The sequence below is a fragment of the Bradyrhizobium sp. 1200_D9_N1_1 genome, from assembly GCF_052075915.1.
Lineage (GTDB): Bacteria > Pseudomonadota > Alphaproteobacteria > Rhizobiales > Xanthobacteraceae > Bradyrhizobium > Bradyrhizobium diazoefficiens.
This window is the reverse complement of sequence record NZ_CP197226.1, coordinates 904,697-930,136: the sequence shown is the minus strand read 5'-3', so window position 1 is coordinate 930,136 and position 25,440 is coordinate 904,697. Positions and strand designations below refer to the sequence as shown.

The window sequence follows — 25,440 nt, the reverse complement described above, 5'->3', positions numbered from 1 at the left end:
CACGTTGTCGCGGCAATTGCACTTATTCTGATCAGTCGAGCAAGTCTCATCTAAATCCCTGGGCCGACGACGGAGAGACCGCCACGGTCGGGCGGATCGGTCACCGTGTTCCAGCAAGCGACGTGCCATCAAAGATGGGCAACGCTTGCTTGAAAACAGGCGCAAACACGCGCTCCGGACCGCGAGGAGGTGAGGCTTGCGCTTCGGTGTCCAGTCTCGAACAAAAGAGCTTGAACCAGACACACCTGTGCAGCGCCTATCGTGACTGACGGCGACTAGTCTCTCTCAATCCGACGGTCGCCATCTTCAAGGAAGGCAGCGACGACGACGAAGAGGAATTCAGGCACGTAACTTGCGCGGTTGCGGCCACCGATCCGTTGGCAGCCGGGAAGTTGACCATGAAAGACTGCGGCGCCAAGGCTGCAACCCTAAACTGCCCGATCGAAGAGGAACAGTTGCAAAGGCTCGGCTTGGGCCCGATGAGCTGATAGCTATACAGGATGACGAGATCGCTCCAATCATCCCCTGACCCGGACGCCACTAAGCGCTGCACGGCGGCATCGCGGTGGGCCTCGTGGAATCGCCCAGATAGCGATACCTTCACCCGCCTCGCAGACGATTTTCTCGGTCGTCGGGGCCATTGCCGTCAGCATCACGGCCTTCGTCCGACTCACCGGAATGGCCGCAGGCGGACCAGCCAAACACCGCTTGACGCGCGGCTGATATCGGTAGGACGGTGGGGCCGCTCCAGGCATCCAGACTGGCACCAAGCCTTCATCATCGAGCCTGCGCTAACCGCGGCTTTAGCGCCGATGGTGCGAGCTCGGAAACAGAGATCATGGAGGACACCGTGGCGACCATCAGCATCTTCCGGAAGACCGGCAACAACGAGTTGACCGGTCCGATCCGCACGCTCGCCTTCAACGTCAAGGCACGGCCCGTCTCGCATCGAGAACCCTCGGACAAGGGGGCCGGCCTGCGCTCCTGCCTTTAGCCGTTCAGCACATCCTTGAGGGCCTTGGCCGGGGCGAACGTCAGCTTCTTCGCCGCCGCGATCTTGATCGTCGCGCCAGTCGAGGGATTGCGGCCTTCGCGTTCCGGGGTGTGCTTCACCTTGAACTTGCCAAAGCCCGGCACATTGGTTTCAGCGTCGCTCGCTGCTGCATCGGCGATAGACTTGAAGACACCGTCCACGATGGCCTTGGCTTGCGCCTTTGGCAGATTGTACGCCTTGGCGATCTCGTCGGCGATTTCAGTGGCGGTGGTCATGGTGTGACGTTCCTCGGGGATGTCGGTTGCAATTGGCTGCGCGCAGCCTCGGCGCTCTAAGCATAGAGGAGCGCGCATCGCAGCCACGTCAAGACGCGGCCTGGCCGCTTGCGCGAATTATCCCATGGATTCGGCTTACGTGAGCAGCTTTCGCGAACGGGTCTGGCGCGCAAGCCGGCGATTGGCTGCATTCTTCTGGGTGATGGCCGGAGCGAACTCGTCATAATTAGTCGTCCGTTAAGAAGCCGGATTGATCGAGGCTGGCCGGGCGAGCGTGCGCCATAGCTGGGCCAGGAACAGGCACAAGAGATATCTCAGCCAGGCGAGGATGCGGCGGAAGTTGTGTCCGACGGCTGAGAGGACGACGTTGGCGGCATCGCCGGCGCGGCCTTTGAGGTAGCAGCGCCCGAGGTGGCCTTCCGCCTTCAGGTGTCCGATGATGGGCTCGATGGCGGAGCGGCGGCGCAGCTCGCGCTTGATGACACCGAAAACGCCGCGCTTCTGGCCGGAGATGAAGACGCGACGGGGATTTTGTGCGTCGTGGCCGCGGTATCCCTTGTCGACATAGGCCCGCTCGATCGGACAGCCGGTGAGTGTCTCGGTGCGGTCAATGACGTCCCGCAAGGTGTGACCGTCGTAGGGGTTGTCGGGCAGTGCGCTGGCGTGCAGCACGAACAGGCCACCGGGAGCCCGGCGGTTGTTGGTGACGATGGAGGCCTTCACGCCGAACTCGTAAGGCGCGCTGGCCTTGCCCTTGCCGATGCACTCCACTTCCGGGGCATGGAAGGAATAGAGCTTCCAGCCGCGCTGGCGCTGCTGCTGCGAGCGGATCTGCGTGGCCCGGCCGAGCGGGAGGGCGAACGCCTGCTCCAGTGCTGGCTGGCCTTCGATCTTGCGGCGGATGTCGCGGATGATCCGGCCCAGCCGGCTACGCAGGATACGCAACTGCCGCTGATGCCGCCTGAACTGTTTGGCATGGGCGTAGCGGCCGGCCATCATCGCGGCGGCCTTGGCGATGCGAGCATAGGATTGCCGCAGCCTGACGCCGTGCCTGATCGCCAGGCGGTTGAGCCCCTTGATGGCCGCATGCAGCAGCTTGGCATCGGTCGGAAAGGTGATGGCCTTCGGCTGCACCGTGGTGTCGACCGTAACCCGCTTGAGGTCCTGGCTGCGTAATGCACCGGCCTCGTGCGCTACCCGCAAGCTCTCGGCCAGCAGCAACTCCAGCTTGTCGCCAAGCCGCTTGCGCCAATGGCTCAGGTCCGAGCGCTCGTGCGGGAACGTGTGCTGAAAGAACTCTTCCCCGGTGAAGAACTGGAAGTATGGGTCATGGACCCAGCGCTCGCACACCTCCTCATCGGACAGCCCGTAAATGTGCTTGAGCAACAGCAGACCGATCATGAAGCGCGTCTCGATCCCGGGCCTGCCGTTCTCGCTGTAGAGCGGCGCGATCTCGCCGTCGATCCAGTCCCAATCGACCTTGCCGGCGAGCAGAACCAGCTCGTGCTTCATATTGATGATCTGGTCGAGCCGAGCCCGGAACAGATCGTTCGATCCCGTCGTCTTGTGCTTCTTCGGCCGCATCGTTCCCTCCGATGCAGACAAGGAATCATGCTTCCCGCTTCGAGGGAATCCACGAAAACCAAATCGCAAGGTTCTGACGCCCAAAGCATCAAAACCTTGCAATCTGGAAATGCCCCTTAGCCCAAATCGAGATTCCCGATCAGTGGCTTAGTCCTTCTTCACGGACGACTAATTAGCGCGGCTCTTTTGTAGCGCGCGTTTGGCATCGGCGAGTTCGATTTCAACGGCCAATCCAAAATGTCTTGCAGTGGCAGACTTTCGAACTCCCTGAAATCGGGATAGGGGGAAGCCTCGCGGCTCCGCCCCTCCCACACCACCGGACATACGGGTCCGTATCCGGCGGTTCAGCGGATTATGCGGGTCGCCGTGCCGCGACGGAAGCCAAGCCGAGTGAGGCAAAGAAGCCGTTTGGCAGAGCAATGGTGAGCGCGGGGCTGTTCGCGAGCCGCCAAGGGCCACGTGGGCTGCCGGCGGTTTGCGCCGCCAGATCCCGGCCGACGCCGCGGCGTCGCAACTGGCAAAGCGAGCGGGTCCATACTTCCATTGCTTCCAGGCAACGGCGCGCAACCGTCGCCTGATCCACTGGTCAAGCACGCGCAACACCGACGGGGTTTGACAGAAGCCGAAGTAGCCGTGCCACCCAATCAGGTAGGTCGACAGTTCTTTGGCGATCTGCACGAGGCATCGACCACGCGTGCGTCGCGTGAGCTCCCGAACCTTCGCCTTGAAGCGGGCGAGTGCCTGCGGCGCGATGCGCCGCCGCGGTTCTTGCCCGCCGGTGAAGCTGAAGCCCAGGAACTTGCGAACACTCGGTTTGGCAACCGCGCTCTTCGCTTTGTTGATCTTGAGCTTGAGGCGCTTTTCGAGGAACCTCTCGACGCCAGCCAGCACCCGTTCGCCCGCCCGCTGACTGCGCACGTAGATGTTGCAGTCGTCGGCGTAACGCACGAAGCGGTGGCCGCGCTTCTCCAGTTCCTTGTCCAGCACATCCAGCATCAGGTTCGACAACAGCGGCGAGAGGGCTCCCTGAACGCAAAAGATAACTTCCGCTTTGAACGCGTCATCGTCGGCTGGCGTGATAGAGCCGTTGTTGATTTGAGACGCAAAAGGTAATACCGTTATGTCATATGATTCGATCGACGCAAGCGCAGAAAGCCGAGCGGCTGAGGGCGGCGCGACGCTTGCTCGCGAAGAAAATCGGCATGGCGGAGGCGGCCTTGGTGCTGTCGCGCGAAAGCGGCTTGTCGCTGCGGCAGGCCTATCGCTATCTCGAAGTGGCCAAAAGCAGGGAGCGGCTCCTTCCCGCGCCGCAGCCATCAGTGACGCTCTCCCTGAAGATGCCGGCCGATCTTGCCCAAAAACTCCAGACGCATGCGACGGCTTCCAGGCTTTCGGCAAGCGAGGTGATGCGCCGAGCGGTGGCCGCTTATCTCGCGTCTGTCCGCGAAGATGGCTGAGCGGCGAAAAAAACGCGACGTTCGACTCGAATTTGCGTTCGATCGCCTCGTCGCCGTCAAACTTGAACAGGTTTACGAAATTCTCGTTCCAGATCAGGTGCGCTTCGCGCGCGCTGGCGCCGATGTGACGGGAGGCGAAGATGAAGACCGCCGCGATTTACGCCAGAGTGTCGTCGGACAAACAGAAGGAGGAGAACACGATCGCCAGTCAGACGAGCGCGCTGATCGCTTTCGCGCGCGAGCAGAACTGCGACGTGCCGGCGGAATGGGTGATCGAAGACGACGGCTATAGCGGCGCGAGCTTGTTGCGCCCCGGACTTGAACGACTGCGCGACCTCGCCGCAGAAGGGCGGATCCAAGCCGTGCTCGTCTACGCTCCCGATCGGCTGAGCCGGCGCTATGCGCATCAAATCCTTCTTATCGAAGAGTTCGCGCGCGCCGGCGTCGAAGTCTTGTTCATTCGCTCGAGACGGGCAGCGACGCCGGAAGACGAGCTGCTGCTGCAGTTTCAGGGCATGATCGCCGAATATGAACGCGCGCAAATCCTGGAACGGTCGCGGCGAGGGAAGCGCCATCGCGCCCTTCAAGGCCAAGTGAGCGTGCTTTCCGGCGCTCCGTTTGGCTATCGCTACAAGCGCAAGACCGATCACTCTGCCGCCTATTATGAGATCGACGAGCGACAGGCCGGTATCGTGCGCTGGGTCTACGAGCTTTACACCGCAAAAAGCCACAGCATCGGCGCCATCACGCGCCTGCTCAATGAGCGCCAGATTCCGACAGCCAAAGAAACAGGCCGCTGGGAGCGCTCGACGGTCTGGGCGATGCTGCGCAATCCCGCGTATAAAGGAACGGCCTGCTTTGGCAAGACGCGGATCGCGCCGCGCATGCGTGTGACGCGGCCGTTGCGATTGCGCGGCGGCGTCGCTCCTCGCAATAGCGCAAATCATGAGCTTCCTCGCACAGAGTGGATCGAAATCCCTGTGCCGACCATCATCAGCGAAGAGACCTTCGCATTGGCGAACGAGCTTTTGGAAGCCAACAAGAAGCATGCCCCGCGACGCACGATCACGCCGAGCGCCCTGCAAGGATTGTTGAGCTGCGCCAAATGCGGCTATGGGCTCTATCGCACCTCGACCAGGTCGAGCGCTCGAACCATCCATTACTACCGCTGCTTGGGCTCGGATGGCTGGCGCCGGCTCGGCGGGCCGGTCTGCGACAGTCGCCCGACGCGCCAGGATTTGCTGGACGAGGTGGTATGGAAAGAGATCGCGCGTTTACTTGAAGACCGACAGCTCATCGAAGACGAACTTGAGCGCCGGCTCAAGGCGGCGCGCAACTCCGATCCCACACAGCGCCGGGAGGAAACGCTTCGCCGCGATCTTGCGCGCTCCCGGAAAAGCATCGAGCGTCTCCTCACGGCCTATCAAGAGAGCCTTCTCTCACTTGAAGAGCTGCGCAGTCGCATGCCCGATTTGCGTAGCCGCGAACAGGCTTGCTTGTCGGCGCTGCAGGCGATCGAAGACCAATCGCAGGAGCAGGAGGTTTGTCTGCGTCTCGCTGAATCCGTGACTAGCTTCCTCGAGCGCCTCCGCTCGTCCGTCGGCGCGCTCGATATAATCGAACGCCAACGCGTGCTGCGCCTTCTCGTGAAGGAAGTCCTCGTTGGCGACGACAAGATCGTCATCCGCCACTCCATCCCCCTCCCACCCACCCCTCCCGGTGGAAAGGCGCCCGGCGCCGCCAATAGCTCCGTGACCGCTCCCCCACCGCAAAGTTATCTTTTGCGTTCAGGGAACCAGCGGACCGCCCTGCGGCGTGCCCTCTTCCGTCGGACTGACCAGCCCTCCTTCCAACACACCCGCATTCAGGAAGGCGCGGATGAGCTTCAGGATGCGCTTGTCAGCAACCCGCTTGGCAACCAGTCCCATCAGGATGTCGTGGTTGACCCGGTCAAAGAACTTCTCCAGGTCGATGTCCACCACGATGCTGTGGCCGGCCGCAATGTACGCCTGCGCCCGTTCCACCGCCCGATGTGCCGAGCGCCCCGGCCGAAAGCCGAAGCTCGTCTCGGCGAACGTCCTATCCCAATCCGCCTGCAGCACCTGCATCACCGCCTGCTGGATCAAGCGGTCGAGCACCGTCGGAATGCCGAGCGGCCGCAGGCCGCCCGACGCCTTCGGTATCTCCACCCGCCGCACCGGCTGTGGCTTGTAGGTGCCGTCAAGCAACTGGGCTCGGATCGCAGGCCAGTGCTCCTTCAGGTGGGCTGACAGCTCGCCGACGGTCATCCCGTCGACGCCCGCCGCGCCCTTGTTGCGCTTTACTTGCGCCAACGCTGCCTTCAGATTCTCACTCTCGACAACGTCTTCCATCGACGGTCCTGCGACCGCCGGGCGTTCGAGACAGACTTCCGCCGCACGCGCTTCAGGCTCTCGGGCGCCGGCGCTTCGGGCTTCACCCTCCGCTCCGGGGCTCAAGTTCAGCTCGACCTGATTCTTCTGCCGCATGGCTCGCACGAGATCGCCGCTCTACTGACCACTTCCACCGTTCAGGCCTTCAGCGGCGCGCTGCCGCCTACTACGCCCTCGGCTGACTTCTGCGCTGCGGTCAGGCCGTCTTGCGACGGTCTCAGTCTCGTTGCCGAGACACAGCGCAGACCTCCCGAGGTAAGACCGACCGCCTTCACCGCACGCCCGCCGAATTTACCACCCCGACCTTTGATGACCTTGGACTTCGCGATCAATTGCTCGCTCGTCCGGCCGGGTAGGCCTCGTTATCCGGTGTTTGTCCATCGGGCCGCGGCTTTGCTCCACGCTTTCTTCAGACCCCACCTCACGATGACGCCCTTGCGCTTCGCTAATCCTTCGCCGCCATCAGGCTGGATAGAGGACTTCCACCTCCAAGCTGTCGCTCATACTCGGCACACAACGAAAAACCCCGGCATGAAAGCCGGGGCCCCGTGATGCCACGGCGTACATCCGGCCGTGACGATCAGGCGACAGATTGCATTTGGTTCTTAAAGAAAATGTGACCTTTTGCGGCCGTCGCTCTTGAATGTCGCGCCAATCAATCGCGATCACACACTGTTCCATCCGCGCGTTCACCCTGTCCGGTATAAGATATCCGTGTCACGAAGGGTATTCGTGAGGTTACGTCGAGCCCGCCACCGACGCCGGCACGGCGTCACGTATGGAATCGTCCAGATGGCGATGCCTTCACCGACTTCGTACACAATATCTGCGGCCGTCTGCACGATTGCCGTCAGCACCACGGCGTTCATCCACTTCACGGGCTGACCGCGCCCTAGCCAACAGGGCAGATCTTGCCGCGGAGCTGCTAGCGTCACACCGAAGGGGCTGGACTGGATCAGGCACCCCGAGTGCTCGCGGTCCTCGTCTTTGAAGCTGGACTGAGAGCGACCTAAGCGTCGAGGCTCGACCGATCATCGCAGACAGGCAGGTTCGTGGCGGTCATTGTGAGGGGCATCGACCAAGCGGCGGCGGATCACAGACACGGCCAACGACTCTCGTGAGCGCGGCGTGTTGCCGAGGCTTGATCGCGGAAGCGGAGATTCGCAATCGCCGGGTCAGAGAGCCAATCACCATTGAGTTCGTTGGGCCGGGCTCTCGGTATAGCGCGACGATCTGGGTGGGAAGACGTATTGCCTCACATATCGATGCTCCCGGGCGCGATCAGTTGCCTCATTTATTTTGCTCCTGGCCTGAGTTGAGGAGGAGGCCGGGTGCGGAGATGGCCGGGGTTTCGGAGCGCCCGGCCTCCTCCGCTGGCACCTCGCACGTCATTGGGGTGTTGTGACCTCATGCCCTGGCGGCATTTTTTCTGAAGCAAACAGCAGCGCATTCGCTTGCTCGCTGCGCCAGGATTTCAACCGACGTTGAAGGGTTCGAAGAAGCTTGTTCGGATAGTCTCCAGGATATTCCACCTGCAGGCGCGAGAGCAGTTCGCTGCCGGTCCGCCAAGGCTCGGCTTCAAACCATTTTCTCAAATCTGACGTTGCCCGGATAAGCGGATCGGGACGACGCCGGCCCCTTTTAGCCTTCACGATTGGCCGATCCGTCGGGCGCGTGGCGCCGTCCTTCCAGGCCGTTCGCAGGCTTGCCAGGAAGCGATCAATCGATTGTGATGCCGCAGCAGGATGGGCGGATGGTTGGATATCCGCGAGCGCCGCGAGGCGCTCCTGCACGTCGCGGATGTCGCGCAACAACGTGACCGGATCGAGAGCGGTATAGATTTCCTGGAGATGGTGGCGGACCGCATCAGGCGTGCGGGCGTCCGCTGACAGGCGCTGGTGGGGTGTTGCCGGCGCGCTGTATGTCTTACGTACACGAGCACCGTCGCGCTGCTTGGCTAACAGTTTGAACGAAGGTTGGAAGAAGTTTACGAACAGCCGCGCTGACCGATAGAGTTCCGCCAGTAGCTTGGCCGCCTCCAGGCCTTCGAACCTACGATAGCCGACCATCCTGCGCACGACGGCGCCGTTCTTTTGCTCGACGAACGCCTGGTCATTCTTCCGGTAGGGACGGCAACGCGTGAAGACAATGTTGGCCGCCTCGCAGTAGGCCTTCAACGTCTCATTCATGAACACGGTGTCATTGTCCGTGTCGAAGCCGAGCAGCGCAAAAGGCAATTGCTTGCGCAATTCCGTCAGCACCGTGCTCACCAGCGTCTGTTCGCGCACGATCAGAGGTGCGCACTCTGTCCAGCCGGTAGCAATGTCGGTGAGCACGAGGGTCTGGATGAAGCTGCCGCGCGCAGATGGACCGCTATGCGCTACAAGGTCGGCCTCGACGAATCCCGGCGCCGGATCATTCCAATCTGCCGAAGTCCGTATTGGAATACTGCGACGCAGGGAATGCCCCGCGTGCCGCCGGCGCTTGCGACCCAATTTTTCTCGAACCCGCACCAAGGCGCGGTCGATCGTCGCAGCGCTCATCGCCAAAAGTTTGGTGCGAATCTCAGGGGCAAGGTCGAGGTGCCCGTACCGTTCCATCGCCTCAATCAGCGCGGGCATTAATGCTTTCAGTCGCTTCCCGCAGATGCGGTCTGACGCCTCCCAAAGCAGCACGAGTGCGGTGTGTTCTGCTTCATTATATATCCGACGTCGCGCCCGTCGGCCCGGATGTACGCCTTCCTGGTTTCGAAGTAGACGCATCGCATGCTTCCGATGGAATCCGGTGATGTCGACGAACTCGTCCAATATCCGCGCCTTCTTCGCGCGATCCGACCGCCGATAGCGCACGCCTGCCGCCGCCGTCAGTTCCTTCCGCGTTGCCATGCTTAGCCACCCCATCTCCGCCCCTCGCTCGTTCCCGGTCCAGGGGAGCAATTTACGTGAGGCAACGGCTTAGGATCCGGTAACAATTAAGGCGAGGCAATGCGGAATCGAGGGCGATTGTCGCCCGCCATCGGTGAAGTCGGACAGACCCAGGCGCGCAGAAGAAGACGCCGAGGGGCCGGCGCCGGTCCGATCCGCTCGCGCAGTATTGGGAGGCCGAGATCGTTCCGATCCTGAAGGCTGCGCCCGGCATCCGCGTGATCGGCGTGCTGGACGAGTTGCGCCGACGGCATCATGACCTGAACCCGAACATCCGCCGCACGCTGGAGCGGCGCATCAACGCCTGGCGGGCGCTCAACGGCGGGCTTGCAGAACGCGCTGTGGGCGCTTGGCGGCGTGCCGCGGGAGCATCGCAGCGACAGCCTGTCGGCAGCGTTCCGCAATCTGGCCGCCGACGCACGGGAGGATCTGACGCAGCGCTACGCCGGGCTGATGGGCCACTATGGCATGGCGCCAACGCGCAACAATGCGGGCATCGCACATGAGAACGGCTCGATCGAGAGCGGGGAACGCGTCTTCACGCACCAGAGCATAGCTCAACGGCTTTGGGACCAATATAGATGGGCCTCCCGCACGCGCCGTCGCCCCTACACTCTCAAACAACACTAAGAACCTTCTAGGCCGAACGAATCCGTTGGTCGGGCGGGCGGGCGGGCGAGTCTATTTGGTCGAAGAGACGTGGGAGCCGGGAGTGTCTGAAATCGTGACGCCAATCGGCCGTAAGCGGGCAATAGATTGGCTGAGCGCCAATCCGACCCGCCGTCGTGATGCGGCTGCCACTGATCGTAAGCGGGCCGAACGCCTTTTTAATGCGGCCTGATCGATCTGCAAAAGACCGAGGCTGAAATACTGGCAGGCTGAGCGGCGTTAAGTCGCTCAGTCTGGCCTATCAATTTAGGTAGGCCACGCACGGCGGCTTTCTCGCTAAACCGCACTTCAGCTCCCAGCGGATTAAGGTTCATGGGAAAGCAGGGTGTGGGTTAGCCTTTATGATCCGAGGGGCTAACTTCACGGGGCAGTGCGGATGCCGCAGGGATAGCGCCTCTATCTAAGCCCCCCAGCCGATAAAGGCGCCGAGTCGCATCCGCGCGGCTCTTGAGCCGACGAGGAAATCATGGCACCAAAGGCTAAGCCTTTAAGGCATTTGCGCGCGCGGGACATTGCTGAAGCGGTCCATTTCGCGACGCGAGTATCCTATAAAAGGTGGCCGACGGGCGTGTGGTTTGAGCTAAGAGATCGGATGGTCAGAACAGCCGACGGGCAATTCTATCTTATCGAAGATCACCCCATTAAGCTTGACGGCCATGAAGTCGCACGGCCTTACAGTCTAGCGAGCGTCTTTGCGTGGCTGCATGATTGCCCACAACAGATTGAGCTTTGAACGGCCCAAGCGGGCCGCTTTTCGTTTGTAAATTTTCCGCGCGGATCTTTGTCAGCTTTTGGAAAGCTAGCCCGAATACTCAGCCATTGAGCTTAGCGGCGCGTGGCAGGGACAGTGCGTGCCCCGGTGTACGCGAGGGGGCTAGAGCGCCGAGTCACGTCACCGCTAATCTCAATTGCAGCGCGGGCGCGGTAGGGACAACGCCCGATTCTTATCCTGACCTGGCGCCGAGCCGTGCCCGCGTTGCTTCCGGTCGCTGAGACTGATCGCCCAAGCGTCTGGCGGCAACCAGTCCTGGTAGTTGCGCCACGGGCTTTCCCGGACGATACTTTCCGCCGTCAGCTTCAGTCGCTTGACGCTGGCCATGTTGAAGTTGGCGGGGCGTGGTAGGGACAGCGCCTCTAATTCCAGCTCGGGCGCGGAGTCACGTTGCCGCTAACTTCTACCATAGGTCCAAATGGACGGTGATCATCAGCGTGACAGACCTTCGCCCGCAGAGCTGAGACGTTCGGAGCGGATACTACGCGCCGATCAGATCGCACCTCGGGGCCTCACTAAGGCCAACGCAGCCGCCTATTGCGGGTGCTCCAAGGACGCGTTCAACACGTGGATTAAGAAGGGCTTGGTACCGGAGGCTATCCCCGGCACTCAGCGTTGGGATCGCAAGGCGATTGATTGGTATCTGGACCGGGCGTCCGGTCTGCCTACCGGGGAGACCGCATCGAGCGATCCGCTCCCAGCCTGGCTGACCTCAGAACGGAAGGCTGGCAGATAGGAGCGTACACGTCCAACCTTTTCAAGTGACTCTCGGGAGGCGCTCTATCAAAATTATACTACTGATCAGCCGGATCGCCAATGAACTTTATCCTTGCGACAATTAGGGGCACTCAGGGAGTGAAAGCAAATTGTCCGGTTGAATGCCGTCGGCCTTCGTCTTGATGTACTTGTGCCCGTTGTGGACGGCCACAATCACATCGGCCGTGCGCTTTTCCTCGACATAGAACTCCCATACACCGTTTTCGATTTCTTTGATCGTGTGATCGACGGATTGCTTCCACCTAGACCCGTCCGGGTTTACTCCGCCAACGTTTTTGATTCGCTCGTGAGGGTTCTGCCTGTCAGTCTTGTTGATGCATTGAATTCGTATGCGGCTGGTCACTCGGGTCTCTCCCATCTGCAAGAAAAAAGAGCCTCAGTGTGGACCTCGGCCGTGGGTTAGTGTGCCGACCAATCCCAGTAGGTTGCCTTGCATCCTTCTCGGCGCCGAGTCGCGCCCCCATTGCCAGGCGACCGTGACTGTGATGCGGCAACCAGTTCTGGTAGTTGTGCCACGGCTTTTTGCGGTGGATGTATCCTACCGACAGCCTTCTTCCCTCCCGAAGCTGGCGGTGGAGTTAGCGGCGCGCGTGGTAGGGACAGCGCTTCTTCTTCTCTCAGATTGAGCGCCGAGCCACGTGGCCGCTAACTCCCAACCATGGGGCCAAAGGATGCATATATTCGAGCGGCACATCACGGCCCTACGGTCGCAAGCGCTTGAGGTGCTTACAGCCAATCAGGCCCGGGCGGCCGATCAGTCTTTGAGCCTGGCAGATCGCCAAGTCGCGACATTTGATGCCGAGGAGGCTCGGGCAGTGTTAGGCATCCTCGACAGCGTGAAGCCCAATCTTAGGCCGAACGACGCGCGGCGGATCGCTGCACGCATACGCGCGCTTCTAGAGTGGGAGGGTTGAGTGCCGCACGACTCTCTCGGGGACAAAGGCGGTCAGCCCCGGTCTTCGGCGACGGTCTGGTCAACAAGGCCTACTTAAACTCGTGAACATCAGCGGCGAAGGAGTTCGACTAGGCAGCTCTCCGGCAATTCATGTCCTGTAGGGTAGCCAAAGTCATTTCGATGAAACGTCAGCTTTCTTGACCAGCACTTTAACGTACGTATCCATCAAGTACACCGAGCGCCTGGCTGAGGCTGGCGTCGAGCCGTCTGTCAGCAGCGTCGGAGATTCCTATGACAACGCTCTTGCCGAAACCATCAACGGTCTCTACAAGGCCGAGGTGATCCATCGGCGCGGGCCATGGCGCAGCTTCGAGGCCGTCGAGTTCGCCACTCTCGAATGGGTCGACTGGTTCAACAACCGGCGGCTCCTGGAGCCCATCGGAAACATCCCGCCGGCCGAAGCCGAGCAACGCTACTACGCCATGCTGGAACAACCAGCCAAGGCGGCATAACTTAAACCAAATGGCCTCCGGCAAACCCGGGGCCGTTGACTATGATTGCCGGAAAGAGCTTCAGCGAGCCTGCGAACAAACCCCTTCGCCTTTTCCTTGGGTATCGTCGTGACGACGGACATGCGCCCGTGCGACTCTTGCTTGCGGGTGCTCAACTTGGGCGCCGCTCGAGCAGGATAGCGCCGATGAGACGCAACCTTCGCTTGCAGCATCGAGTGCAGGCCGCTTAAACTCTAGCCCCTGAGGAGCCCGACGCTCCTTTCGCCAGCCGCCTAATCAGCCTCAAATCATTTGACAACGGACAACGGTTGCCCCGCTTGTGCGGTGCCATCAACCGGTCGGCCCTCTGCTGAGATGTTTCGTTGTCGTGCAGAACTTCGAGACTACAGACGCGAGCGATCGCCACGACGCGGCGCGAGATTCGCTGATGGTTCATGGATTTTGCTTTTAGCTCTGATGCCGGTAGCGGACTGGCTGCCGGGGTTCAGAAACCGTAATCGTGACCGGCCAATGTGCTTTTGGGGTGCCCTTGGACACGGGCGCACCGTCCCCGCCGAACGGGGCTGTTAGCACGCTGGCCCATTGATGGCCACTGATGCTGTCTTCGGTTTCTGAGACCCAAGCCTATGGTCGCACACAACCTAGACGGTTGCAATGTTAATATTCTACTCTAGGCGCGACGAAACCGCGCGCTTCCGTTGCAAGGCTCGACGCTGAAAGAACTTGGCCTTCCATTTGTAGATGCTGGCGTCGCTGACGCCGCCGATCTTGTTGACCTGCGACGAACGCCTTGTTCCCCACGCAGACCAAGGGCACGCCCGCTGCAGAACCTGGCACGGCAGCGCTCGACAGGGCCGGCCTCAGAAGCGCGGTCGGAAAGTGGATAAGTGTTCGGTGTGAGATTCCGCCCTGCTGATGCCACGCGCTTTGGTGTTGCGGGGCGGGCGTGGCGGGAAAGGTCGGCGCCGATCTCATGTGGTCAGCGATTAGCTGGCTGGTGGGGGTATGGGTCGTGGCCATATGTCCACTCGATTCTAAATTGGTGGTTTCCCTTTGAACGAGAACCTGAGCGACGTGCCCTGCCGCGGCGTCGACGGCGACGCGGTCGCCTCTTCCTCAGTGGCGTAGGGGCCGGAGTACTCAAAATTGAGCGCAACCTTCCACCGGCCTTTATGGCGCGACACGAAGTATTGAACGCCAGCCATAAAGCTTGCTCCGGCCTCGCCCCTGTGATCGACAGATGGCCTTACTCTGCAAATCTGCCGCGGTCGCCTCAACTACCGAATTTGGTGGGCTCGGAAGGAGCAGCGCCTTGTAGTGATAGGGCTGGACTGTTGCTGTGACCGGGGAGACCAACTGCCGGGCCTTGGTCGCTTCCCTTATTCACGAGCGATCGCGGCTGCAATCGGCGAGATCGAGTGTCGAGAGCGAGATGTCGCCTAGCTGCTAGCCAGTCTTTTCTCTCTCGTTAGAGTCAAAGGCTGGATTGATGACGGATTGGGAGACGATCCACTTTTCCATTATGACCGTGATCCCAAGCTCTTGTTCCGTCTCAGCCCTCGGGAAAACATGCGTTCGATCGTCAAACTCGTCAGGGTCCCTCACGGTAGCAGCACGATTTGAGCCGAACCGCGTTGCCGCGCCCTTTCTATTGCCCCCCTGCACGCCCTGGGGAACGTCATTGGGATCTCCGTTCTTAATTAATAGTCTTTGACTGCAATACTGGGCGATATGATCCGGAAGCGCCGATAGCGGCGCCCGCTTGGCTTCTTCCCGTACTCGCGCTCCCACGTCGAAGTGTCAATCCGCACATCCGTCATGTTCGCTGATCGCCTCAAAGATTACAACCTTGCCCTAGCGACCGTGCTTCAGAGCGTCAATTCCTTCGAGCTGGTCGGGGTTGGGCTCGTCCTTGATGTTCCAACGGATATCGCAAGCCGCCGAATCTTCTCCAATCGAACAAGCGCCTCTTGGAGTAACGAGGCTCGGAATTTGCAAGTCGTCGGCGCGGGGTGGCGCTGCTCAGCCGTCCTTCGGAAATCCCTCCGTTCAATGCAGAAACACCATAGCGGCGGCACGCCTGACAGCTCTTTATTTCCGTCAGCTACAAATTCTTGTAGTTGACCCGCGCGGTGTCCTCCGGGCTGAATCGCGATCAACCCCACAGGAGAGCAAAGCTATGTCTCCACTAGAAGCAATCACCCGTTGGCTGGACTCACAAGATTTGGGCATGCAACTTGAGATCGCCGGTTTCGCGACATTCTTGGTTTTCGGGGATGATGACACTTTCACGCTCGGCGACTCGGAGCAGCTCGAGTCTCTTTACCGATGGTTGAACGAGCCAAGCTTGGCATCGGGCATCGCCGCCGAACGTGCCCTGACCTTTCGAGTGTACTTCGCTTCCTTGGCCGAGGATAGATCGACGGGCGCCGGATGGAAGCGAACCGAAGTGTTGGTGCGGAGAATTCTGAAAGACGCTACGCGAGACGGGAGGTTTGCCGCTGCCCGCAAGGCGCAAAGGATGCTTGAGCTCTTGCCCGCCCGAAAAGAGAGCTGGAATCAGGTCGTGAGATCCTGGAATGAATTGGCCGCGACGTATCTAACACACGAGGCTCTCAGTAGTTGGAGCGCCGCCGAGAAGCTCCGAGGCCTGAGGGCGATTTCAAGCACCAGCGTTCCTGTTGCTGGGCTTGGGTCGCCTCATCGAGGCGCTGCTTAATTCTGGTAAAGCCGCAATTCCCCTGTGCTGCGGGGCGAGCGTCTGCATGCACCTGTCGGATCCATGGCGGCCACGCTAGCCGCTTAAAAGCATGACAGCGCATTGAAACTGACCGTCAGGGCCACCGGAGGATATCTCCACCCGACCGGCGGCCCACTTGCGATGCTGTAGCACAAGAGCCGAAACCGGCATCTCAATGGCAGGCACGGCTTCGCGCTTTTCTTCGAACATATGCCAATGCCAGCGGGCCTAACACATCGAGATGAACGAAAGTCTCCGGATAGGCTATATCGTTTCGGTAGCTTCATTGCTCGAGAGCCGCTCAGGCCGATGTTCAGGGCCGTAAAAGGTGGTACGTCCGCCTGCCTTCGGCGCAGACGTGGCTGCTGCTCGACATGATGTCGCGGCGGCGTCAGTGCCGCTGCGAACGAAAACCGACAAATATCGGACAAAATCCGCAATTGGTGACGAAAAGTCCGGATTGGCTATATAATATGAGATCGTTGGATGGGGGAGCCCGATGTCGATCTATAACCCTTTGAGAGACAAGCTGGTCGCAAACAGCTCTGCCTCGCTCAAGATGACCTTTGCCGACATCGAGATGCTTATCGGTCGCTCCCTCCCGAAATCAGCGTATGAATATGATGCGTGGTGGGCCAACGAAGACCCCGTCAAAACAAATCACAGTCACAGCCTTGCGTGGACAGTTCCGGGGTATCAAGCCGAACCAAATCGATTGCAGCGGACAGTAACATTTCGGCGCAGGGGGTAGCATTTTCCGCAAAAGCGAATGCCTTGAACCTGGTTCGCTAATTCGACAATCGAGGATGCGTCGTGAATGAAAATGATCACGCGACACGACTAAGCCCGTATCGACAAGACATGATATTTCTTATCGCAGTAGCCTCTCCCTCCGTTGGCAGCAAGCAAGGGGCGGCCGGGCGCCGATACGCGTGCCGAGCTCGATCTTGGCGTCCCTCATCTCCGCCAGCAGAGCCACGGGATCGAGCGTGCGATAGCTCTCGAAGGCGCCGTTCGTTTGACGCCTTTGCTCAGCTTCGGATGCGCGAGAGCGCACTCAGGGATCATCGCCGCTTCGAGTTTGGGACGGAGCGGATCGGCGACCTTGCCGAACTGCGCCGTTGCAGCTTCTGCATCGAACTCGGTGACGATGAAGGCGAAGACGACACGGCGCCCGGTCTTCCAGCAACCGGCTCACGTGGCTGTTGGAGATGGGTGCCGTAGTCGGCCGCTCCGAGCGCAGTCGTTCAATACCGAACTCGGCTGGGAGTTCTGTGAGAGCTCCTGGAATAGCCAGTTCTCGGGATGTCGCTCGGCCTGTTTCGCGGCTCAAATTTCATGTATCGAAGAGGGTACTGGCCGTGATCGAGAAGGCCAGCCGCAGCAAGAAATTCTGGACTCTTAACTCGATGCGGCGCCGAGCCTTATCGCCGGCCCCTACACACGCCTCCGTCTTACTGCGGATGCATCGTCCGCCCGGAACGAAATGGATTGAATGCGGCTCGTCCGTCGAAGCTTCGCCGTAAGCGGGAACACTTGCATCCAATGGCCGACGAACGGTCGATACGGGCGGAACGAGGACACGCGGAGCAGCTGCAATCAGGAAACTGACTCGCTGTCGATGCGCTGACTCTTGTCATGCTGATGTGCTCGAAGCCGCGCAGGACGGGTAACCGCGATTAGACATTTTCGGGTCAAGCCACTTAATCAACAGTCGGCGGACAGCATCCGCGACCGACCCGACATGCACTTTGCCCATCGACCGGCCGCTCAGGCGGCGCTTGCGACCCCGTCAACTACCAACCCTTGCAGTTGATGGAGGTGGCGGAAACGTGGCAATCGTCGTCAATATCCCGTCGGGGGCGTCGAATTCGAAACTGGGATTCAGAAGAATAAAAAAATTGCTAGCGGGCACGGTAGCCCTCAACACGCTGGCTGCTCCTGCCTCTGCCGTTGATCCGGCCGCGCGGCCTTACTTCAAAGCGCCTCCGGCGGTCATTCCGATCTATGATTGGAGCGGCTTCTACGTCGGCAGTGCTGGGACGTGGTCAACGCCGGCGGCGTGGTCGTCGCTCCGCCCGTTGGCATGGGGCGCCATCATGCGACGGGAGGCACGGTGGGCGGTCACATCGGCTACCGCTGGCAAATAGCGAACTCGGTGTTCGGTCTGGAGACGCAGGGCAATTGGGCCGATTTCAAGGGCTCCAACGCGAACCTTGCTTTCGCAGGCGTCCGGGATGACTCCACGCTTGATGCATTCGGCCTGTTCACGGGCCAAGTCGGCTATGCTTGGAATAACGTGCTGCTCTATGTAAGAGGTGGGGCTGCAGTCGTCCGTGACAAATACCGGGTCTCCGATTTTGCGACCGGGCTCACTATCGACAACGGCAGCGAAACTCGTTGGGGCGGCACGGTAGGGGCGGGCCTTGAATTTGGCTTTGCTCCGAACTGGTCCATCGGCGTTGAATACGACCACCTGTTCATGGGTCGTCGGGATGTGGATTTCTTTTTTTCACCCGGACTCGTGGGTGTTCCGGTGGGCACTTTTGCAGGGACTGCCCGTATCGGTCAGGACGTCGATATCGGCTTGGTCCGTGTGAACTACCGGTGGGGTGGCGTGATCGCCACGACCTATTGATCGATCTTCGCCAAAATGGCGCGGGTTCGCACCAATATCCTGAGCCGCATCGCGGCATAGAAACCTTGGCAACAGGGACTCGCATCAATAGCGCTATCGGCTTCTTGTCGGTACATCGGCTCGAGCTGGTTAGGCGTGGTTCAAAGGAATCTGGCTGATCTGGTTATGACGCAGCGCCACGGCGAGATCGCGGCGAACTCAAGCGTGCTGCCGTGGTCGAACGCCAGCCGCTTAGTGGCTGGCTGCGCCGATTTCCCGGCCCCGTGCCTCCACCTGCATCACCGTCGGCTTTCCGGCCGTCGGAGAATGATGAGGCAAAAAATAGTTTTGTCGACCGTCGTAGTTAACCCGGCCCTCGCTTAGGGAGACACAGGTCATCGATTACAATCGTTCCGGTCGGCCGCAGCACGCTCATCGCACAGGCAGCGCACTGAAATGCGAGCCGAGGTGCGAGCCGGGCGCACCTTCGTGCTACGACTTGGTCGACCAGGTCGAGGCCGCACTGGCCACCTCGGACGAAAGGCCGACGAGCGGTCGAAGCGGCGCTCGTGCGAGGGTGGGACATAACGTCGACGACGTGATGGCTTGCGTCATCGTCGCTGCCGATCTCTGCGCCCGATCAGCCTGCCGAACCCCCGCTGGCGCGGATCAATTGGGAGCGCCTCGGAGAGCGGATGCAAAATCTCGAGAGGTGGATCGGCAGCGCTGAAGCGGAACTCTTGTGTTAGGACAGAAACGCGGCTGTCATCCGAGCCGCATTGCCAGCGTCTGCTCGTAGTAGATCACCTCCGCGAAGCCACGGCCGAGGAAGACCGCCAGTGGGTCGGCGACGAAATCAAACGCGAAGGGGGATGAAGAACAAATCGGTTTGCCTGATCCGACCGGGCTGCAATGAAGATGACCCCCTTTGACAGGGTTGCCCCTCTTTACAACTTCCGATTGCGTGATAGTAATCCCCTCTAGCCCTAAGAGGGGGGCGGCCGTGGCGATCATCGAGAACATTCGTCTGCTCAAGGGCGTAGCCGTGTTGCGCTGATTGACTTCATGAAGGTGGTTGACGAGACCCACCTCACCGACCTGCGGAAATACTGTAAACCCTAGCCGCCATCAGCAATGGAGCGCATGTACCGGCTTAACCCAACAAACCATCTGTGTGTCCGGCTTTGTCGCGCTGCAATCAAGACGCCACGATGAGGAGGTCCGGTTCTATGCCTTTGTCATGCTGGCGGGTGACGGCGACGACTATCGGCGCCTGCCGCTGTCAATGCCGCTAGCATGAATAAAATGGGCTAGATACGGCCGAAAGTCGCCCACACCCCGTCTTCGCCGTCCCAGCTGCCGCGGCTCGCCGCCTTGGAGTACTCCGTGGCGCGCTGCTCGAAGAAATTGGCGTGCTCGACGCCATTGAGAATCTCGACGAGCCACGGCAGCGGATGCGCCTTGAGCTGGGTGAACCCGCCCTCCTTCGCCTCGAAGAAGCCGAAGACCGGGGCAATCCGGAGTTGGGCCAGTCGCCAGTCGGCGACGTAGCGGACGTAGGCGTGGATATGCTCAGGCAGCATCCCCTCGATCTTGCCAAGGCCGAAGGCGAGCTCGACGAAGTTCTCCTCCAGCTTCACCATGGTCTTGGCTACGTCGACAATGTCGTCGCGGACGGGGCGCGTCACCGCGCCGGTTTCGCGGTGCCATTCGTGAAATAGCTTGATGATGCCCTCGCAGTGGAGACTCTCGTCGCGCACTGACCAGCTTACGATCTGTCCCATGCCGTTCATTTTGTTGTGGCGTGGGAAGTTGAGCAGCATGGCGAAGCTGGCGAACAAGGCCATGCCTTCGGTGAAGGCGCCGAACATCGCCAGGGTACGGGCGACATCCGCCACGCTGTCGACGCCGAACTCGTGCATGTAGTCCGCCTTGGCGCGCATCTGCGCATAGCCGCGGAATGCCTCGAACTCGGTCTTAGGCATACCGAGCGTCTTGAGTAGCAGGGCATAGGCGTCGATATGAACCGTCTCCATGTTAGTGAAAGCGGCCATCATCATCTGGACGGTGAGTGGCTGGAAGATCGGAATGTACCGCTTGAAATAGTTGTCGCCGACCTCGATGTCCGACTGAGTGAAGAAACGGAAGATCTGGGTGAGCAGCGCGCGCTCGCTGTCGGTGACGCGGCCCGAAGCCCAGTCGTTGAGGTCGGCGCCGAGCGGCACCTCCTCGCCCATCCAGTGGGTCTGCTGCTGGCGCTTCCAGAACTCGTAAGCCCAGGCATAGCGATCGACGTCGTAGCTGCCGGTCGAGTCAAGGAGGCCGACGCGTCCCTTGCCGATCAACGTGCGCGGATCGGCGCGCGATAGATCGATCACTGACATGCGAGGCACTCCTCATAGTCGGTGCGCTGCCGCGCCGGCTGCTGCGTCGGCGTTGCATCCCCGGCAATCTTGCCGGCGAACGCCGCGCGCGAGATCGACTTTGATCGACAGTAGTAGAGGCTCTTCACCCCACGCTTCCACGCCGTCCAGTGCAGCATGTGGAGGTCCCACTTATCGACGTCGGCCGGCAGATAGAGGTTGATCGACTGGCTCTGGCAAATCAACGCGGCGCGGTCGGCGGCAAGCTCGACGATCCAGCGCTGGTCGATCTCGAAGGCGGTGCGAAAGATCGCTTTCTCGTGCTCCGACAGGACGTCGAGATGGGCGACCGATCCGTCGTGCGCGATGATCGACTCCCAGGTCGCCGAGGTGTCGGCGCCTTTCGCGGCCAGCACCTTAGCGAGGTGCGGATTGCGCACCGAGATGGCGCCGGATAGCGTCTTGTGGGTGTAGATGTTGGCCGGGATCGGCTCAGTGCAGGCGCTGGTGCCCCCGCAGATGATGCTGATCGAGGCGGTCGGCGCGATTGCGATCTTGTGGCTGAAGCGCGCCATCACGCCGCGTTCCAGGGCATCCGGGCACGGGCCACGCTCGCGAGCGAGCGCCACGGATGCGGCGTCGGCTTCGCGACGGAGTTTTCGGAACATGTTCAGATTGAATGACTTGGCCAAGGTACCCTCCATTGGAATGCCCTTGGCCTGGAGAAACGAGTGGAAGCCCATGACGCCGAGGCCAACGGAGCGCTCGCGCAGGGCGGCGTAGCGGGCACGCTTCATTCCGTCCGGCGCCACCGTGATGAAGTGCGTGAGCACGTTGTCTAGGAAGCGCATGACGTCCTCTATGAAGCCGGGCTCCTCATTCCACTGGTCCCAGGTCTCGAGGTTGAGCGACGACAGGCAGCAAACCGCGGTGCGCTCCTCGCCGCGATGATCGATGCCGGTCGACAGGGTAATCTCGCTGCACAGGTTGGAGGTCGAGACCTCGAGGCCGAGCTCGCGCTGGTGCTTGGGGAGCGCACGGTTCACGGTGTCGATGAACAAGAGATAAGGCTCGCCGGTCTGCAGCCGGTTCTCAAGGATGCGTTGCCACAGCTGGCGGGCGTCGATCTCGCGGACGACCTCGTTAGTCTTCGGGCTGCGCAGAGCGAATGCGGTGCCGGCGCCCACGGCACACATGAACTCGTCGGTGACGTTGATGCCGTGATGTAGGTTGAGGCTCTTGCGGTTGAAGTCACCAGACGCCTTGCGGATCTCGAGGAACTCCTCGATCTCGGGATGGTGGATATCGAGATAGACCGCCGCCGAGCCGCGCCGCAACGAGCCCTGGCTGATCGCCAGCGTGAGGCCGTCCGTGACGTGGATGAACGGGATGATGCCCGAGGTGACGCCGCCCCTCGCCTTCTCGCCGATTGAGCGAACATTACCCCAGTAGGTGCCGATGCCGCCGCCATTGGAAGCAAGCCAGACGTTCTCGTTCCAGGTGCCGACGATGCCTTCGAGCGAGTCCGACACTGAGTTAAGGAAGCACGAGATCGGAAGGCCGCGCGTCGTGCCGCCGTTGGAGAGCACCGGTGTGGCCGGCATGAACCACAGCCGAGACATCGCATCATATAGACGTTGGGCATGCGCAACATTGTCCGCGAAGGCGCAAGACACTCGGGCGAACATGTCCTGGAGGCCTTCGCCGGCGAGCAGATAGCGGTCGGTCAGCGTCAGCCTACCAAACGAGGTCAGCAGGTCGTCGCGCGACCGATCGAGCGAAAGGTCAGACGGAGTTGGCGATCGCGCGGGGGGCCTCGGCAGGGGAGCCGGCAATGCTGGGGGCTGCACAAGACACAGTTCAGGTGTGGTAGGCTTTGCCTGCGCTGAGGGCTGCCGCACACTCGGCAGCTCAATGAGATGACCATACTGATCGAAATCGTAAGACGCCGACATCGGCAACCCCGTGATATTTGGGGGCTGGGACCGTGCGGACGACTTGCGAGGGGACCGGGCAAATGTCCCCGGCTGCAAGCGACCCACCGGGCACCCCGCCCGAGGACATGGGTTCTGTCGCGGTAGGTTTCCTGGCTCGCGGGTCGCTGCGGCTGTCGGCCTTCCCAGCGCTGTCGCGCTAATGCCTCGGAATAGCCGCTGCCGACACAATGGGTTCCCCCCTAACACCGTGCCACCATATATGCGAATTTAAAACCACTACGACACCACATATAGAAGCCTTTGCCCAGACTCGTCAAGACGGCACAGTCAAGTTAACCAGTTGGAGCAGCCCCGAGGTCGAGGTTCGAAATTCGCCGAGCGCCTGTCCTGAGAGCCTCACTCAAAAAACATAGATGTCTCAAGGCCTGGCCAATCGGCGAGTTAGGAGCCTCAGATGGGCGACGAGCGGCCAGGCGAGCTCGGTAGCGGCGGAACCTTCGAAGTCTTTGCAGAGATGCCCACATCTGCCGAGCCACGCAAAGGTGCGCTCGACGACCCAGCGCCTGCGATCGGCCAAGATGTGCTCAAACCTTTGGAAGTGGCGTCGCAAATTCTCCAACAGGGGAACAGCAACCCTGGACATCCTGAATGTTGGCATCGATCGGTTCGCGGTCCGCGAATTGAGTTGGGCCGGATCGGGTTTCGGTAGCCATACGCGTCTCGCCATTCATCGCTTTCTGTGGCCTTAGATCAAAAATTGTCTGGAGCCCGACCGCAAATCGATGCAGCCGCCCGTGGCAATATCCCAGCTTAGTGGATTTGACCCCGCCAGCTCTCACATCAGACGTGCCAACTTTGCCGAAGAGACGATTGGTATGCTTTTCGCAGGCCCGGCGAGCCGCCTCACGTGCTCAGTTGTCTGGCCGCGAACATAAGCCGTCCTGACCGAACGCGGTCATGTCAGGTTATTGGCAATCAATCCTAACGGGATGAGGCGGAGCTATGCTTGAGTCTGGGTGACGAGCCGATCCGGCGGCGCGGCCTTGCTGGGTCGGAATGAAGCCGTTCGCAACATTGGCGTGAGCGGCGGCGAAGAACCGTGTTGTATCTCACCAACGACCTTGAAGCCGTGACGTTGGTAAAAGGGAATGTTTTCAGGGTTCGAACTTTCGAGGTAGGCAACAATGCCGTCCTCATCGCATCGTTGAAGGGCGTAGTTCATCAGCAACGTGCCAAGCCCTTTTCCGACCCAGTTCGGATCGACGGCAATGAGTGGCAGATACCAATGTGGCTCGTGGGGACGATGTTCGGCCATTCTCCGCCGCAAGTGTGCCATATCCTCGGTAATCTCCGGGCGCAGGGATAGCGCCATGATTGCATCCAATGCCTCCTCATCTTGCTGCACGTTGGGAGGCAGCCACAGGGCCGCGCCACGAATCTCTCCCGCGACGTAGGCTGTGCCATGTGCAAATGCTCGGCCCCCACAGGCGTCAATGAACTGAGGCATGCTTCTAAGGTATTGCCTTGGGTCAGGCCAGCTCCAACGCATCAACGGATCCGCGGCAAAGCCGAGCACAATTGTCCAGACAGTGCTTGCACGAATGTTTGCGTTCGCAGATCTGATATCTGATTCTTCTGTCATGAAGTCGTTTCGGGGCTCTGTTTTGGCATTGGCCTTCCAAGGAGGAGCATGGCATCGACACATCTGACGGTGAGCGGAATGGATGCACCGACGGGGACTCGCCGGGTGCATTTGGTTTCCCTTCCGAGATCTCCGCCTGTCTCAGACGGCTGACTTTGACGGCCACTTCGGACGAAGGCTCCTTGGTAGGCAATGCTTGGATCTACATATTCCTGGCGGGCTTCTGCGCTTCCACGCCCTATCTGGAACCCGCCCCGCCCTTCCCAAGGAAGCTCCGACGTTCTCAAGGTCGACACGGTTCGGCAGCCTGCAACCGTCCGCGAAGGGAATGACATGAGGACGCCTTTGATATTGCAAGTGCGAAGAAGTCAGGGCATGGCGAACATCGGGCGATGGCTGCCTGAACCGGGCTCCGGCACGAGCAAACAGCCAGCCAAGTGTCGCGCGTCGAGGTCCAGACTAGGCAAGGAATCATCACCTCGTCTCGTATTGAGCGGTTCTCGTAAGTTTCTTGGTCAAAACACATGCTAAGTGCGAAACCTCCATTGCCAACGTCGTGTCCGCGGTCACCGGCAGAGAGAGCTTTCGTCTGCGAGACTCATATGCGTAGTACAGCGGCTTTCCAATTATCGCATGTTGTCCGCGCTCCTTGATGTTCTTGTCTCGGCGCATCATCGCCGCGATTCGCGATTGTCGGATCAAGGCAACGGGACTGGATACCACGACGCTGCCGCCGTCGACCTACTGAACAACGCAACTTGGGATCGCGCGAGAGCTTTCGTGCATTGATTGATCGTCAGGCGTGTCGATCGCTCGCACAACGGCGTTAGCTCTATCGAGCGAAAACGTTGCTGTCGTGCCCTCGTCGTAC

14 protein-coding genes, 4 pseudogenes and 1 riboswitch are annotated in these 25,440 nt (G+C 60.5%); of the genes and pseudogenes, 7 read left to right on the top strand and 11 right to left on the bottom strand.

What is annotated here, in order from left to right; genetic code table 11:
- Positions 1-838: 838 nt before the first annotated feature.
- Complete coding sequence (locus AB5K84_RS04435; RefSeq protein ID WP_018646329.1) at positions 839-994, top strand: hypothetical protein; 156 nt, start codon at positions 839-841, stop codon at positions 992-994.
- Here the strand turns inward: AB5K84_RS04435 and AB5K84_RS04430 are convergent.
- The 3 genes from AB5K84_RS04430 to AB5K84_RS04420 form a co-directional block, all read right to left on the bottom strand.
- The gene (locus tag AB5K84_RS04430; protein ID WP_011091019.1) at positions 991-1,269 is read right to left on the bottom strand and encodes an HU family DNA-binding protein; all 279 of its coding nucleotides are present in this window, start codon (positions 1,267-1,269) and stop codon (positions 991-993) included. The genes AB5K84_RS04435 and AB5K84_RS04430 overlap by 4 nt on opposite strands.
- Positions 1,270-1,506: 237 nt before the next feature.
- Complete coding sequence (locus AB5K84_RS04425) at positions 1,507-2,853, bottom strand: IS5-like element ISBj5_B family transposase (protein WP_011084757.1); 1,347 nt, start codon at positions 2,851-2,853, stop codon at positions 1,507-1,509.
- A 168-nt stretch (positions 2,854-3,021) separates the two neighbouring features.
- Positions 3,022-3,861 (bottom strand): group II intron maturase-specific domain-containing protein, encoded by an 840-nt coding sequence (locus AB5K84_RS04420; protein ID WP_233475823.1) that lies wholly within the window; start codon positions 3,859-3,861, stop codon positions 3,022-3,024.
- 173 nt (positions 3,862-4,034) lie between these two features.
- On the opposite strand from AB5K84_RS04420, the gene AB5K84_RS04415 reads away from it, so the two are divergent.
- Positions 4,035-4,310: a ribbon-helix-helix protein, CopG family gene (locus AB5K84_RS04415; protein ID WP_231088522.1), complete on the top strand. Its 276-nt coding sequence runs from the start codon at positions 4,035-4,037 to the stop codon at positions 4,308-4,310.
- A 140-nt stretch (positions 4,311-4,450) separates the two neighbouring features.
- Positions 4,451-5,566: pseudogene (locus tag AB5K84_RS04410) on the top strand (recombinase family protein); the annotation flags it as partial.
- 531 nt (positions 5,567-6,097) lie between these two features.
- Here AB5K84_RS04410 and AB5K84_RS04405 read toward each other — a convergent pair.
- Both AB5K84_RS04405 and AB5K84_RS04400 read right to left on the bottom strand, forming a co-directional pair.
- Positions 6,098-6,598 carry a reverse transcriptase domain-containing protein gene (locus AB5K84_RS04405; protein ID WP_310473585.1) on the bottom strand — a complete coding sequence of 167 codons (501 nt, stop codon included), beginning with the start codon at positions 6,596-6,598 and terminating at the stop codon, positions 6,098-6,100.
- A gap of 1,511 nt (positions 6,599-8,109) precedes the next feature.
- Positions 8,110-9,621, bottom strand: a complete 1,512-nt coding sequence (locus AB5K84_RS04400) for an ISNCY-like element ISBj12 family transposase (protein ID WP_011084703.1) — start codon at positions 9,619-9,621, stop codon at positions 8,110-8,112.
- A gap of 140 nt (positions 9,622-9,761) precedes the next feature.
- On the opposite strand from AB5K84_RS04400, the pseudogene AB5K84_RS04395 reads away from it, so the two are divergent.
- A pseudogene (locus AB5K84_RS04395) lies at positions 9,762-10,170 on the top strand (IS21 family transposase); the annotation flags it as partial.
- A gap of 1,754 nt (positions 10,171-11,924) precedes the next feature.
- Here AB5K84_RS04395 and AB5K84_RS04390 read toward each other — a convergent pair.
- Positions 11,925-12,206 carry a DUF3892 domain-containing protein gene (locus AB5K84_RS04390; RefSeq protein ID WP_370057846.1) on the bottom strand — a complete coding sequence of 94 codons (282 nt, stop codon included), beginning with the start codon at positions 12,204-12,206 and terminating at the stop codon, positions 11,925-11,927.
- 767 nt (positions 12,207-12,973) lie between these two features.
- Here AB5K84_RS04390 and AB5K84_RS04385 point away from each other — a divergent pair.
- The 3 genes and pseudogenes from AB5K84_RS04385 to AB5K84_RS04375 all read left to right on the top strand — a co-directional run.
- Positions 12,974-13,270, top strand: a pseudogene (locus tag AB5K84_RS04385) (integrase core domain-containing protein); the annotation flags it as partial.
- Between the two features lie 3,239 nt (positions 13,271-16,509).
- Positions 16,510-16,761 carry a DUF7662 domain-containing protein gene (locus tag AB5K84_RS04380; RefSeq protein ID WP_014490241.1) on the top strand — a complete coding sequence of 84 codons (252 nt, stop codon included), beginning with the start codon at positions 16,510-16,512 and terminating at the stop codon, positions 16,759-16,761.
- Between the two features lie 1,293 nt (positions 16,762-18,054).
- On the top strand, positions 18,055-18,648 hold the full coding sequence (locus AB5K84_RS04375) for an outer membrane protein (protein WP_011082835.1): 594 nt from the start codon (positions 18,055-18,057) through the stop codon (positions 18,646-18,648).
- A gap of 744 nt (positions 18,649-19,392) precedes the next feature.
- On the opposite strand, the gene AB5K84_RS04370 is transcribed toward AB5K84_RS04375, so the two are convergent.
- The 5 genes and pseudogenes from AB5K84_RS04370 to AB5K84_RS04350 all read right to left on the bottom strand — a co-directional run bounded on the left by AB5K84_RS04370 (position 19,393) and on the right by AB5K84_RS04350 (position 24,569).
- Positions 19,393-19,650, bottom strand: a complete 258-nt coding sequence (locus AB5K84_RS04370) for a hypothetical protein (RefSeq protein ID WP_014490244.1) — start codon at positions 19,648-19,650, stop codon at positions 19,393-19,395.
- Between the two features lie 287 nt (positions 19,651-19,937).
- Positions 19,938-21,011: a ribonucleotide-diphosphate reductase subunit beta gene (locus AB5K84_RS04365; RefSeq protein ID WP_014490245.1), complete on the bottom strand. Its 1,074-nt coding sequence runs from the start codon at positions 21,009-21,011 to the stop codon at positions 19,938-19,940.
- On the bottom strand, positions 21,002-22,945 hold the full coding sequence (locus AB5K84_RS04360) for a ribonucleoside-diphosphate reductase subunit alpha (RefSeq protein WP_014490246.1): 1,944 nt from the start codon (positions 22,943-22,945) through the stop codon (positions 21,002-21,004). The genes AB5K84_RS04365 and AB5K84_RS04360 overlap by 10 nt, the downstream gene beginning before the upstream one ends.
- Positions 22,946-23,049: 104 nt before the next feature.
- Positions 23,050-23,220: riboswitch (cobalamin riboswitch) on the bottom strand.
- Positions 23,221-23,345: 125 nt separating this feature from the next.
- A pseudogene (locus tag AB5K84_RS04355) lies at positions 23,346-23,492 on the bottom strand (transposase); the annotation flags it as partial.
- Between the two features lie 435 nt (positions 23,493-23,927).
- Positions 23,928-24,569 carry a GNAT family N-acetyltransferase gene (locus AB5K84_RS04350; RefSeq protein ID WP_043900134.1) on the bottom strand — a complete coding sequence of 214 codons (642 nt, stop codon included), beginning with the start codon at positions 24,567-24,569 and terminating at the stop codon, positions 23,928-23,930.
- Positions 24,570-25,440: the final 871 nt, after the last annotated feature.

What these genes read in the sequence shown, in the direction of transcription:
- AB5K84_RS04360 (WP_014490246.1), bottom strand. Translation starts at nt 22,945, where the DNA reads ATGTCGGCGTCTTACGATTTCGATCAGTATGGTCATCTCATTGAGCTG.
- AB5K84_RS04425 (WP_011084757.1), bottom strand. Translation starts at nt 2,853, where the DNA reads ATGCGGCCGAAGAAGCACAAGACGACGGGATCGAACGATCTGTTCCGG.
- AB5K84_RS04400 (WP_011084703.1), bottom strand. Translation starts at nt 9,621, where the DNA reads ATGGGGTGGCTAAGCATGGCAACGCGGAAGGAACTGACGGCGGCGGCA.
- AB5K84_RS04350 (WP_043900134.1), bottom strand. Translation starts at nt 24,569, where the DNA reads ATGACAGAAGAATCAGATATCAGATCTGCGAACGCAAACATTCGTGCA.
- AB5K84_RS04365 (WP_014490245.1), bottom strand. Translation starts at nt 21,011, where the DNA reads ATGTCAGTGATCGATCTATCGCGCGCCGATCCGCGCACGTTGATCGGC.
- AB5K84_RS04370 (WP_014490244.1), bottom strand. Translation starts at nt 19,650, where the DNA reads ATGTTCTCGATGATCGCCACGGCCGCCCCCCTCTTAGGGCTAGAGGGG.
- AB5K84_RS04405 (WP_310473585.1), bottom strand. Translation starts at nt 6,598, where the DNA reads ATGACCGTCGGCGAGCTGTCAGCCCACCTGAAGGAGCACTGGCCTGCG.
- AB5K84_RS04380 (WP_014490241.1), top strand. Translation starts at nt 16,510, where the DNA reads ATGTCGATCTATAACCCTTTGAGAGACAAGCTGGTCGCAAACAGCTCT.
- AB5K84_RS04435 (WP_018646329.1), top strand. Translation starts at nt 839, where the DNA reads ATGGAGGACACCGTGGCGACCATCAGCATCTTCCGGAAGACCGGCAAC.
- AB5K84_RS04430 (WP_011091019.1), bottom strand. Translation starts at nt 1,269, where the DNA reads ATGACCACCGCCACTGAAATCGCCGACGAGATCGCCAAGGCGTACAAT.